Origin of the sequence: Ruminococcus sp. HUN007, assembly GCF_000712055.1 — a bacterium.
Classification (GTDB): domain Bacteria; phylum Bacillota; class Clostridia; order Oscillospirales; family Ruminococcaceae; genus HUN007.
Genome location: NZ_JOOA01000002.1, coordinates 2,894,934 through 2,908,032, shown reverse-complemented (window position 1 = coordinate 2,908,032; position 13,099 = coordinate 2,894,934). Strand labels below are relative to the sequence as shown.

Sequence of the window (13,099 nt, the reverse complement as noted above, 5' to 3'; positions counted from 1 at the left end):
AGCTTAAAGTAATTTTTACATTGGAAACACCCTTTACAGTTTATTTCGTATCATAAAAGTTACTTATCATTCCATTGGTCACACCTATTTCAGTTTATTTTGGTCGAAGTAGTAATACCATTATTCCATCGGTCACACACCTATTTCAGTTTATTTTGGTCGAAGTAGTAATACCATTATTCCATCGGTCACACACCTATTTCTTATTTGTATTTGATCGAAGTAATATTATTCAGTCCATTGGTCACACCTATTTCAGTTTTATTCTGGTCGAAGTAGTAATACCATTTATTCCATCGGTCACACACCTATTTCTTATTTGTATTTGATCGAAGTAATAATCTTTTTAGTCCATTGGTCACACCTATTTCAGTTTATTTCTGGTCGAAGTAGTAATACCATTTATTCCATTGGTCACACCTATTTCAATTTAAATTTTCGGGCCATAACTTCCAAAATCGTTAAAGGCCTTATCCCCAGTTCATTTAACCTCATCACATAAATTTGTCCATACCAGGATCAGTCTGAATTCATCGAGTGATACAAACGCTTACGGTCAAATAAACCAGTGTCAACCGCAGCCATTAACGACTCACTGTGTTACGAGAATATGTCTTTCAGCAAAGACTTTCAGCTACGACAAAGCTCCCAGAAAATACCCCTTTTCTGCGAGCCACGAAAGACCACTCGTTCATCGATGACTCATCACTATTCACTTCCATTGGACCCGCCTCATTTCTTTCTGGATTTGTCTCAGCATCACTTCCCGTAACTCCGGATCACGGCTGCCCGTATAGCTTCTCATAAGCTTGATCAAATTAATTAAGCACCGCCGGAATTATCTATCTGATAACTGATACCGTCTGGAATTTCTGACCGCCGTTCTTATCGCCTGAACTTTGTTCTTCCCTTCCATGACTATATAATATCATATTTATTTGTCGTTGTCAACACTTTTTTTGAATTTTCTAAGATTTTTTTGTTTGTTTTGATTTTTTTAGAATACTATTGACTTTCTCATTCTTTTGTAGTACAATTGAAGTGTAAGTGCTGACGCACACTAAGTAACAGGCCCGCGGGCAGAAGGGAGAATTAATCATGCCGGAAATTTCAGAATTCGGACCTGATCTCTATACATTAGTTGATGAAGAGGGCGTTGAACAGACCTTTGAACTTCTTGATGTCATGGAGGCAGAAGGAAATACATATTACGCACTTGTACCATACGCTGAAAAGCCTGAGGACATCCTTGACGGCAGCGACGAGCTCGTCGTTCTCAAAATGGAGGAAGTTGACGGTGAAGAACTTCTTGCATCCATCGAAGATGATGAGGAGTTTGAAAGAATCGGCCAGATGTTCCTTGACAGGATCATGGAAGAGTTTGACGAAGAAGACGAAGCTGAAACTGAAGAATAATTCATAAAAAAACTGGTTGACACGCACTCTTTTTTGTGATATAATTCTAGTTGAAAACAGAAATATGCAATTTCTGCCTTGTACGTTATATACAGCTCATATAATCCAACACTTTTACTTAGGGAATTTTGCTCTGACTGCGGACTGCAGACCTCCTCATTTCGGGACGAAGGGAGTACGAAACTTTCAGGCTGATACCCACCTGCTGAATAAGCGGGTTTTATATGCTGTGTAATACGGCAAGGCGGTATATATTAAAGCAGGATCGGATACTATATAGTATCTGATCCTGCTTTCTTTTTATCCTGTTTCATGCAGACTGCATGCAGAACCGCGCGTGATTGTGTTCATAAGGCAGACTGCCTCTTAATATACAAAAAGGTCACCCTGCTCAGGTGACCTTTATAGTTTATATAATTTTCAGGATCATTACTGTCCTGATGAGTAGAATGTTGAGCTGTGTTCTCCGTCCGGAGTATAAATTACCTCAACGATTCCTGTAACTGAAGAACCTACACCAGGATCAACGCTTACTACATAGCCCTTGCTAGGATATGCATCAGGATTTGATACAGGAACAGCCTTGTACGGGATTCCTGCTGCATCGAGAAGTGCAATATAGTCATTAAGTTTCTGACTTACGCCATCAGGTGTCTTGATGTTCGGAACAACACCCTTTACTACATTGCTGTTAGTAATAACCGTACCTGAATCAGCAGTTGTAAGAGGAGCTTCAGTACCGTCACCGGCAACTGTAAGAACAACATCAACGCCGCTTGAGATCCATGTGCCTTCCTTTATGCTCTGGTCTATGATCTCGCCCTTCTGCTTGCCTTCTGCTGCCTGATACTGTACAGTAATGTTCAGATCCTGAACAAGTGAAGAAAGCTTAACGTCATCATAGTTCTTACCTATGAAATTGATCATCTGAATATTCTGTTCAGCGTTGCCGCCTGTAGTAAACTCTGTCATGCCGGTCTGTGATGAGAGTGCTTCAGTAGCCGCAGTTACCGGAGCAAGAGTTGCAGGAACAACATCCTGAATATAGAAGCCGTTGCTTTCCTCTGCAGGTACATCTGTTACAGGAGGCTCTGTTTCAGCTTCAGTAGTAACCGCAGGTATGTTTGAAACTATGCCCTCGTTCTTTGACTTGCCGACAACACCGATCTGCTTTACAAAGAAGATGATGATCGCACCGACAATGATAACAAGTATGAGAACAAAGATGATCGGTCTTACCTTTTCTATGATAGCATATTCATCTTCGAATTCTTCCGGCTCAGGAGCAGGACGGATCATGCGTTCACGCTGAGGCGGTGCATCGTAACGGTCTGAACGGTCATAGCGCTCGCTGCGTTCAGGTGCCTTTTCTGCTGCCGTTTCAATGCTGCGCTGCTTCTGGATAGCCTCGCGGGCATTCTGTGACGCAATATTTCCTATGTTAACTGTGGTCTTTTCCTTGTCATCATCAGACTGTCTGAAAGAAAGAGCCGCAAAATCATTAATTGTCTGAATTCTCTCCTCGCCGGCCATTTTCATACCGTCGATGATAGCATCTGAAACATTGTCCGGAATATCTACGTTAAGAGATGCCGGAGGAGTAAGATCATCTGCTTCATTTCTTAAAAGAGCTTCAGTAGGCATACAGCCTGTAAGTATTCTGTAAAGAACGGAAGAAATACCGTAAACGTCTGTCCAGGTACCCTGCCAGATAGCCGGAGAATACTGTTCAGGAGCAGCATAGCCCTTGAAAAGTTCGGAACTTAATTCTTCCTTGTTCGTTCTTACTGCAGCAATGCAGAAATCTGTAAGCTTAAGTTCGCCCTTCTTTGTTACAAAGATAGTATTCGGACTGATACCTCTGTGGATTATGCCTGCATTATGGAGCTGGCTGAGAGATGTAAGAAGCGGAGGGAAAAGTTTCTGTACTCTTCTCCATGAAAGCTCGCCGCCGTTTTCCTTAAGGTACTGCATGAGATTCTGGCCTTCGAGGTATTCAAAAACAACATAGGTGGTATTGTTTTCGTGGAACATGTCCTGTACCTGCTGGATATGGTCGATGTTGCGGAGCTTTGCGAGTTTCTTGTTAAGTTCAGTAAATTCCTCCATGAGAGACTTGTACTGAACAGTACTGCTTGAATTTACACTGATAGCCTGTGTTTCCTTGTCACGTGAACACAGTGTATCAGGCATATACTCCTTTAAGATAACCTTACATGAAAGAACATTATCATACGCAAGGTATGTTACCCCTTCTCCGTTGTGAGCAATCATTTTACCTACAAGATATTTATCTTTGAGAACTGTTCCCGGAGTAATGTATGACGGTGAATATGGAGACTGCTGTTTAAATCCGCAGTGAGGGCATTTTTCCTCGTCACCGATCGGTTCAAAACAGCCATAACACAACTTTGTATCTCCCATATTTAAGCCTCCTTAAAAATTCTAAAATATTATTCGCCTAAACTATCATATCAGTAAACAGGTCATTTGTCAACCGGTTTCTGATATTAATTCAAATTAAAATCATGTTGTACACAATTTTATCAACATTCATTAATTTTTGATCAATTTTTCCTAATCGTTTTCGACCCGCAGAACATCAAGAATAAAATTACTGCTCTCGACGATCGCAGGCGAATTGACTTTTCCGTCCTCACCGAATATTACTGTTATAATGTACGCCTTAACTGCGCCGGACTGTTTGTTTTTATAGTAGTACCTGTATTTTTTTGAAGTCGAAGTCCCTGCATAAACGATCTGATAAGGTTTCATTTTAAGCACGGAATCAACATCGGAAGATGTTTTTCCCGGTGTAATTGATGAAACATCAACTGCTCCCTTTTTCCTTTCGCCGTTTATATTGGAACTCAGAACGCGGAAATCACAGTAAGTAACACTTTCAAGTTTTCCGAAAGAATTCTCGCTGCAGTATATTGTCCACTCAGGCAGTCTGACATTATAAACATTCGTGGACCGTCCCGACTCGGAAAGTGATGTAAAGGTACAAAGCTCATTGATATATTCGTAATCGGATGATTCAGTGAGTTCGACCCCTGCAGATGAAACAGCCTTTTCGACAGGCTCGCCTATCTTTTTTGCAAGTTTCTGTGACTTTCTAAGTCCCTGACTGCCGCTCAGAGTAAGCCAGATAAATCCGGCAGAAATGAGCAGAACAACAGCAGCCGTTACAGCCGCAGCAGCTTTCAATCCACGTCCGGACCTGGATTTTCCGGATCCCGGATTTTTATCCTCGCTGACATTTCCGGAACCGGGCTGTAAGTTCCCTGCCGGATTGTCAGAAACTTTTGTTCTTCTTTTTTTATGAAACATTTTCATGTACCTCCCTGCACGAAATACATAAACGGATACATATATTAATATATCACTTTCAAAATAAAAAGTCAAACAGAAAGTAATCCGCGCCTGATCATTTCTTCAGCTGCAAGGAGAAGTCCGATTTTGCCGCTCGGATATGTAATGCCGCCCTGCATCCAGACTGCGTACGGATCACGTATCGGAGCATCAGCGGAAAGTTCGATAGATGCACCCATAGTAAAGGTTCCTGCAGCCATTATTACTTTACTGTCGTAGCCCGGCATCTCCCAGGATTCAGGACTTACGAATGAATCGACAGGTGATCCTTTCTGTATTCCCTGGCAGAACGCAGTCAGGAGTTCCTCGTTTCCGAGTTTCAGCACTGTTATGATGTCGCCGCGTTCCTCTGTTTTCTTAGGATAGCACTCAAATCCAAGGCGGGTGAAAAGTTCCGATGCAAATGTCGCTGTCTTAACAGCAGATGAAACGACCTCTGGTGCCATAAACAGTCCGAGGAACATCTCGCGGTTCTGATCAAGCGAGCAGCCGACTTCCTTTCCCATGCCCACACAGGTAAGACGGTAGGAACAGAGTTCAACAAGATCTTTTCTTCCGGCGATGTATCCTCCGGTTCTTGCGATCGCACCGCCTGCATTTTTGATAAGTGAACCGGCCATAAGATCAGCACCGACTTCAACAGGTTCCTGCTTTTCAACAAATTCTCCGTAACAGTTGTCCACCATTATGATAGTATCCGGACTTACTGCCTTGATACCGCAGGCTATATGCTCAATATCCTGTACTGTAAGCGCAGGTCTCAGTGAATAGCCTCTTGAGCGCTGGATATAAGCCATCTTTGCCCCCTGAACTGCCTTAAGGATACTGTCCATATCAGGCTTTCCGTCAGGAAGAAGATCCACCTGTGAATATTCAACTCCGAAATCCTTAAGTGATCCGTTTCCGCTTTCACCGCGGATACCGATCACTTCCTCAAGAGTGTCATAAGGACTTCCGGTAACTGACACCATTCGGTCTCCCGGTCTGAGCACACCGAAAAGTGCAACTGAAAGCGCATGTGTTCCGGAAACAAAACTGTGCCTTACAAGAGCGTCCTCACAGCCGAAAACATCGGCATATACTCTGTCGAGAGTATCACGTCCGATGTCCCCGTAACCGTATCCTGTACTGCCGTGCATGCACTGCTCACTTACCCTGTTTTTAATGAATGCAGCAAGTACCTTTGAACCGTTGTACTCTGCAACGCTGTCACATCCTGCAAGGCTGAGTGAGCACGCGTTTTCTGCTTCCCTTGCAATTCCGAGAAGCTTTTCATCAAAACTAAAAAAATTATTATTGATCATTTGGACCTCCGTTTGTGTCGGCCTGAATAACATTTTCAGTGCTTACCGCTTTAAAGCCGATCTCTTTATAGAAACTCTCACGGTAATCGAGAGCAAAAAGACTTACCTTTTTACCTTCGGACGCCAGTGTATGTCCGATCCAGTAAAGCAGTTCACGTGCATATCCGCGTCCGCGGGCCTCAGCCCTTGTGGCTACCTGACCGATCAGCACATGGTCATCAACATCGTAGATAACAGTTGCTGTGGTACAGTGCCTGTAAAGATAGATCTTTGAGAGTCCGCGTCTGATCTTGTGCGAGTGCTCTGTTATCCAGAGCCCGTGACTGATGAGCGTCGGAAACCCTTCGTGCAGGATCTCGTATATCTCGTCAAGGGACGGATCGGTTATTACCTGAGTCTCGTCAAAATCATCCGGACGGTGGTCAGTAAACTCAAACTTTGTTCTTTTGAGCATCCTGTAGCCTGGTATCTCACACAGTTCCTTAAGAACCATCCATGGTGCTTCCACACGGAAAGGACTGTGCATGCGGATAAAGGTTATGAGCTCCTCTGATTCAAGCGGACCGTCTGACCAGATTATCATGATCGAATTGAAGTGAACTATGTAGGCTTTTGTATCTTCACTGCCTGCTTCGTAGAAACGGCAGAAGTCGTAGCCTGTTCCGTATGAATAATAGTATGAGAGGATCTTTCTTCCGTAATAGTCTTCGTGAAGTTCCTTTATGGAATCAAGATCAGTATCTGTAATGTATTTTATCATAATTCGTTTATCCCTGTTATAAGCAGTCGGACTAAAGCTTTGCTCATCTCAATATCAGAATACTGTGCTGTACAGGATGGTGAATGGAGATATCTGCATGGCGCCGAAACTGCAATGGTTCGGACACCGCTTTTTGAAATATGGATCGCACCGGCATCGTTGCCGCCTGCGATGAGTGTCTTTGTCTGACACGCAATATCGTTCTGTTTTCCGAGCGAGAACGCAAGGTCGTAAAGTTCCCTGTCGTAAACGGTTCTTCTGTCACGGTAGGAAATTACCGCGCCCTTTCCGAGCTCGCAGACTCTTTTCGCACCGGCGGAGCCTGAAATATCAGCAGCGGTGGTCGTCTCGATCACAACGGCAAACTCAGGTTCAACCGCAAATGCTGCTGTCTGAGCCCCGCGGAGGCCAATTTCCTCCTCGACTGAAAAGGCGAAGTAAGTGTCATATTCGACGCCTTCATCTATAAGAGAAAGCATTATCGCACAGCCTGCTCGGTCGTCAAGGGCCTTGCTGCAGATCCTGCCGCCGCCAAGCGATTCAAACTCACTCTTAAATGCGACGCAGTCTCCGACCGATACCAGCTTTTCAGCTTCCTCCCTGCTTTTCGCACCAATGTCAATGTAAAGCGAGGAGATCTCAAATGGAGCTTTCCGTTCGCTGTCAGATAAGTGGTGTACAGCCTTTGCGCTGACAACACCTGTTACGTTACGTTCGTAAATGTAAACCTGCCTTCCGGCAATGACATCGGTGTTGATGCCTCCGACTGCGTCAAATGCAAGGGTACCGTCCTCGTTTATGTAAGTGACAAGAAGGCCTACCTCATCCATGTGTGCGGCTACCATAAGTTTCTTTCCGCCGTTCTTCCGTCCTTTGCAGAAAGCAATTATGTTTCCGAGAGCATCGGTATGGTACTCACACTTTCCTTCAATACGTTTTTTAATATATTCACGTACACTGTCCTCGTTTCCGGAAATACCGTTAAGTGCACACAGAGCTTTTATTTCTTCAAGCATTTCGTGAGAACCTCCTTACGTACTGCGCAAGAAGCAGGGCAGTATTCTCAATGTCATTAAGATCAGCTGTTTCCGCAGGAGAATGCATATGCCTTATCGGAACGGAAACCGTACACGTCACCACTCCGGCACGTGAAACTGAAAACTGATCAGCATTGGTTCCTGTAAGTCCTGCCATCGGTTCTGACTGATAAGGTATTTTATTCTCTTCCGCAGTTCTCATCAGTTCTCTGCTGAGATCACGTGAAAGCGACGGTGAAATACCGATCATCGGACCTTTGCCGGTTTCGCCGCATTCCTTCGGACCGTCATCAGGAGATGACGCAAAGCTTGTATCAACAGCGATGGCTATATCAGGATCAACAAGATAGCATGCAGTCTTTGCGCCGCGCTCGCCTATCTCCTCAGAACCGGAAAAAAGAAGGGTTATACTGCAGCCCGGGGCTTCATTTCCGATGATCTCTGCAAATCTGACCAGAGCAGCCACTCCGGCACGGTTATCAAGCGCCTTTCCTGTGACCTGATCACCTGAAAGCTTTGCAAAAGGTGCCGTAAAGGATATCGGATCTCCCGGAAAGACCTTATTCTTCAGTTCATCAGCACTGTAACCGGTGTCTATGCGCACCTGATCGATCTTTGTCATTCCGCCTTCCCCGGAGGAAAGATGCGGCGGCAGAGTAGCTATAACTCCCGGCAGATCTTCCGTTCCGTGAACAGTGACACGCTGAGCCGGAAGGAAACGGTAATCCATTCCGCCGGCATTTGAAGGGACGATAAATCCTTCAGAATCGATGTACGAACATATCAGCCCTATCTCATCTGCATGGGCGTCAATAAGAATATGTTTTTTTCCTTCAGAACGTTCCCCTATTCCTACAAGTAAATTATTCCCCGAAAAAATCCCCTCCCTGCCGGTACATTTTTTCATGATCTCAGAGATCTTTTCAAGCACCGGACGTTCACTTCCTGAAACACCGGAGACACTGCAGAGCTCCGCTAAAATGTTTTCCAAATCCATGATACTCTCCTTACAGGAAAAGAAATTACGCAAAAATACAATTATAATTATACCAATTACAAACAGAAAAATCAATTACAGAAAAATAAAAACGCTTAATGAATTAAGCGCTTTTATTATATGTTATATATAAATATTGTTTAAAATCAGATGTCGAGAACGGCGATCCTTGACTTCACTTCGCAGCCTGCAGCCTTAACGGAAGCTTCAAGCTTTTCAGCTTCGGCAAATGTCATGGACTTTGTAACGAATGCAGTTTCAGAACCGTTTTCGATAATTTCAGCATCTGCAGGAACAAGAGTGCAGCCGGCTGAAACTCTGAAATACATTCTCGCACTGCTTTCCCTGTAGTCAGCAACGATCTCGTCGTTATTGCAGTCTTCCCAGGTCTGTGCTCTGTCTGTTCCGATCTCTTCAGTCTTGAGTTCCTCGATAACGTCACCGAGAACGGCACTTGCTGTAGGGAGCATGCCGGCACCGCGTCCGTAGAACATTGCACGGTCGATACCGTCACCGAATACCATTACTGCGTTGAAAACGTCATCTACTCTGGAAATGAGATTGTCGTACGGAACGAGCATAGGCATTACCATCGGGATGATCTTACCGTTTTCAAGCTTCTTCATGCTTGCGATGAGCTTTATGGCAGCGCCGAATTTGTCAGCGAGTTTTACGTCCTTAAGTGTGATGTCTGTGATACCCTTTGTGAAAACACGGTCAGGATAGATGTGCTTTCCTGTAACGAGTGAAGAAAGTATGCAAATCTTTCTGCATGCGTCATGGCCTTCGATATCTGCTGTAGGATCCTTTTCAGCATATCCGAGATCCTGAGCCATCTTAAGGGCATCAGCGAAATCCATGCTGTCGTTGATCATCTTGCCGAGAATGAAGTTTGTAGTACCGTTGAGAATACCTGCGATACCTGTTATATCATTTGCTGCAAGACACTTGTGAAGCGGTCTGATTATCGGGATAGCACCGCCGACACTGGCCTCGAAGAAAAAGTTGCAGTTTTTCTCCTTTGCTATTGCAAGAAGCTCAGCACCTTTCTTTGCAACAAGTTCCTTGTTTGATGTTGAAACGCTCTTTCCCTTCTGAAGGCAGGCCTTTACGAAATCGTAAGCGAATGTAACACCGCCCATGCACTCAGCAACAACGGTTACTTCGTCGTCATTCAGAATATCGTTTATATCCTTTGTGAACTTGTCACTGTAAGGACTTCCGGAAAAATCTCTGATATCAAGAATGTACTTGATGTCGGCGTCTGAACCGACCTTTCTGAGAATGCTTTCCTTGTTTTTGTAGAAAAGTTCAACAACGCCTGAACCTACTGTACCGTAACCGAGAACTGCTATTTTAGACATAATAAAACTCCGTTTCCCTGTACACAGCCTGTGCACAGCAAATTTGACCGTAAAACAAAAATATAATAATTTAATAGTAGTGAATTATTCTCTGTTGAGAACACGCACCTCAACAACTCCGTCAACTGCCTTAACTGAAGATTTCAGATCATCTTCGTTGTAGTTTCCGGAATTGAGTTTCAGAGTCATGGTTATCGGAGCGACCCCGTCAACGGGGACGCTCTGATTGAGCGTCATGACATTTGCATCTGATGAATGGATCGCAGAAAGCACATTTGCAAGTACTCCGGGCCTGTCCTTCAGGACAGCGTAAAGAGTGACGATGCGCTGATTATGCTGTTCATCGTACAGAAAAACATAATCCTTATATTTGTAATATGCGCTCCTTGAAATGCCTGACTGTTTGCATGCGGCTGCAAGACTTCGTGCCTCCTTGTTGGCAATCGTCTTCTTTACCTCAAGGACCTTCATGAATACCTCGGGTATAACACGTGAGTCTATGACAACAAGATAAGATGAATTTGATGAATTATCCATAAAATTACCTCGAAATAGTCCGTCACTCAAACACAGTTGTATTTGTAGCCTTATTACTATAACACAGTAATACAGTTTTGTCAACCTTTCCGGTGAGAGATTTTGACCATATGTTCTGCTTACAATTTAGTTAAATCTTACATACTTTGGCTGATGAAACATACAAATTTCAGAAATGTTGAAATCGTCAGTTTTTTTCTACAGTTCTTACAAAACATCACAAATATCATTGACAATCATTGCTGAATGCACTATAATATAATATAGTTATATGTATCTTTTTTTTATAAAAACAGATATATGAAAATAATATTGATTTGGAGGATTTCAGTATGTCAAAAAATGAAAAAGCAAAATCAGAAAGCAATCATATCGTTGCAATTGTGATATACGTAGTAGCCTATTTGGCAATGGTATATTTTGCTCAGTTTGTCCTCGGCGGCAGCGTCCGCGGAAGAGTAATGGCACAGTACGCGAATTCACCTGAACTGCAGGTAAAGCTTGCTATGCTTACCGCAGGTGCAGGTACAACAGGCCAGATAGAAGCCCTTCTTTCTGCATTTATAGTACTTGCAACAAATAAAAAGGGTTATATCGCATCAGTATTCTGCAACATAGCCAATACAACAATAGTTCTTGTAATGGCCATCAAACAGCACAACGTATCAGCTATTCCTGGTTTTATAGTACCGATCTCAACACTTGTACTTGTTACTATCATCTACATATTCGCAAACAGAATCAACCAGAAATCAGCTGAACTCTCAAAGAGCTACGAACAGCTCATGGAAACCAACCGCATTATCAAGGACAAGGATGAAAAGCTTTCATACCTCGCTTACTACGATGTTCTTACAAGCCTTCCTAACAGACACCTTTTCATCGAGAAAATGGACGAAGCTATCGTAAACAACTCAAACATGCCTTTCACAGCTATTCTCTGTGACATCGATAACTTCAAGCTTATCAACAACACTTACGGCAGCTCAGCAGGTGATATTCTTCTTGCAACATACGCAGAAAAATTCAAGGGTCTCTGCGACGACAACATATTCCTCGGAAGAATCGGCGGAAACGAATACGGCTTTATTATGCAGGGCAACAACTCTGAACAGAACATTCTCAACTTCATCGAAAAAGTTCAGACAGTTCTTGCAGAACCTGTTCAGGTAGGTTCCGATGTTATTTCAGCAACTGCAAGCTTCGGTATTGCTTCATACCCGACAAACGCTGTTTCTTCATCAGAAATTCTTACCTGCATCAACAGCGCAGTATCATATGCAAAGTCCAACGGCAAGAACAGACCTTGCTTCTATGAACAGTACTGATAAATAAAATAACGGAGGATTTTACTTATGTCAGACAAGGAAATACAGAAAAAAAACAGTTCGATGGATATAGTCGGACCTCTTATTTATATTGTTATTTACATTATCGTAACGCTTTTCATTCCGAAGATCGGACAGCTCGGAGGACCTCTTCAGGGTATTGTTTCACAGCTTCTGCTTCTCTTCTCTGCATTTGCTGTTGTTGCATTCCCGCGTTACGGTTATTTTGCAGCACTCGCGACAAATACTTTCCAGATCATCATGACAGCAAGAGCAGTAACAATAGCCATTGCACACGGCGGTTCAGCAAACGCTCTTACCGGTTTGATCACATCAGTTTCAGCTATAATTCTTGTAACTATCATCCACATATTCTACAGAAGAATAGTAAAGAACAACGAAGAACTTATAGCTGCCAACAGAGTACTTAAGGCAAAGGACGAAAAGCTTACTTATCTTGCTTACTACGACATCCTTACTACTCTTCCTAACAGACAGCTTTTCATTGAAAAGATAGATGAAACAATTACTTCTTCATCACCTTTCACAGTTATCGCAGCGAACATTGACAACTTCAAGGATATTAACAACGAACTCGGCAACAACGCTGGTGACGCTGTTCTCTGTTCATATTCCAAAAAGCTCAAGAAGCTCTGCGGAAACTCCATCTTCCTTGCAAGGATCAACGGAGATGAGTTCGGTTTCATACTCTTCGGAAACGAAACTGAACCTCAGATACTTAACTACATTGATACTATTAAGGAAGTTATTTCTGAGCCTATCAAGTTTAACGACGTCAAACTCAACATTACGATGAGTTTTGGTGTTGCTATATATCCGGTCAATGCCACTGACTCAACAGAAATGCTCAAATGCGTAAGCAGTGCACTTGCTGTTGCAAAGGCAAACGGTAAGAACACACACTACTTCTACAACAATTCGATCAGAATGCCGAACTACTGATCTTGCACACTGAAAAGA

Annotated in this window: 11 protein-coding genes and 1 other RNA gene; 4 read left to right on the top strand and 8 right to left on the bottom strand. The window is 43.3% G+C overall.

Annotated features, from left to right (window positions below; translation table 11 throughout):
• Positions 1-1,098 precede the first annotated feature (1,098 nt).
• Together CC97_RS16730 and ssrS are read left to right on the top strand one after the other, a co-directional pair.
• Complete coding sequence (locus CC97_RS16730; protein ID WP_044976409.1) at positions 1,099-1,416, top strand: DUF1292 domain-containing protein; 318 nt, start codon at positions 1,099-1,101, stop codon at positions 1,414-1,416.
• Between the two features lie 67 nt (positions 1,417-1,483).
• Positions 1,484-1,671: non-coding RNA, 6S RNA (gene ssrS, locus CC97_RS19800), on the top strand.
• A gap of 174 nt (positions 1,672-1,845) precedes the next feature.
• On the opposite strand, the gene CC97_RS16725 is transcribed toward ssrS, so the two are convergent.
• From CC97_RS16725 to CC97_RS16690, 8 genes are all read right to left on the bottom strand, one after another.
• Positions 1,846-3,840 (bottom strand): serine/threonine-protein kinase, encoded by a 1,995-nt coding sequence (locus CC97_RS16725; protein WP_044976407.1) that lies wholly within the window; start codon positions 3,838-3,840, stop codon positions 1,846-1,848.
• Positions 3,841-3,993: 153 nt separating this feature from the next.
• Entirely contained in the window at positions 3,994-4,749 is a 756-nt protein-coding gene (locus CC97_RS16720) for a hypothetical protein (protein ID WP_044976405.1), read from the bottom strand.
• Positions 4,750-4,820: 71 nt separating this feature from the next.
• Positions 4,821-6,095: a methionine gamma-lyase family protein gene (locus tag CC97_RS16715; RefSeq protein ID WP_044976403.1), complete on the bottom strand. Its 1,275-nt coding sequence runs from the start codon at positions 6,093-6,095 to the stop codon at positions 4,821-4,823.
• On the bottom strand, positions 6,085-6,855 hold the full coding sequence (locus CC97_RS16710; RefSeq protein ID WP_044976401.1) for a GNAT family N-acetyltransferase: 771 nt from the start codon (positions 6,853-6,855) through the stop codon (positions 6,085-6,087). The genes CC97_RS16715 and CC97_RS16710 overlap by 11 nt, the downstream gene beginning before the upstream one ends.
• Positions 6,852-7,871, bottom strand: a complete 1,020-nt coding sequence (locus tag CC97_RS16705) for a M42 family peptidase (RefSeq protein ID WP_044976399.1) — start codon at positions 7,869-7,871, stop codon at positions 6,852-6,854. Before CC97_RS16705 ends, CC97_RS16710 begins: the two co-directional genes overlap by 4 nt.
• Complete coding sequence (locus CC97_RS16700) at positions 7,864-8,889, bottom strand: M20/M25/M40 family metallo-hydrolase (protein WP_044976397.1); 1,026 nt, start codon at positions 8,887-8,889, stop codon at positions 7,864-7,866. The genes CC97_RS16705 and CC97_RS16700 overlap by 8 nt, the downstream gene beginning before the upstream one ends.
• Before the next feature lie 146 nt (positions 8,890-9,035).
• Entirely contained in the window at positions 9,036-10,253 is a 1,218-nt protein-coding gene (locus CC97_RS16695; protein WP_044976395.1) for a homoserine dehydrogenase, read from the bottom strand.
• Positions 10,254-10,337: 84 nt separating this feature from the next.
• On the bottom strand, positions 10,338-10,790 hold the full coding sequence (locus tag CC97_RS16690; protein WP_044976393.1) for an ACT domain-containing protein: 453 nt from the start codon (positions 10,788-10,790) through the stop codon (positions 10,338-10,340).
• A gap of 332 nt (positions 10,791-11,122) precedes the next feature.
• On the opposite strand from CC97_RS16690, the gene CC97_RS16685 reads away from it, so the two are divergent.
• The gene (locus CC97_RS16685) at positions 11,123-12,118 is read left to right on the top strand and encodes a GGDEF domain-containing protein (protein WP_044976390.1); all 996 of its coding nucleotides are present in this window, start codon (positions 11,123-11,125) and stop codon (positions 12,116-12,118) included.
• Between the two features lie 27 nt (positions 12,119-12,145).
• Positions 12,146-13,081: a GGDEF domain-containing protein gene (locus CC97_RS16680; protein ID WP_044976388.1), complete on the top strand. Its 936-nt coding sequence runs from the start codon at positions 12,146-12,148 to the stop codon at positions 13,079-13,081.
• Positions 13,082-13,099 lie beyond the last annotated feature (18 nt).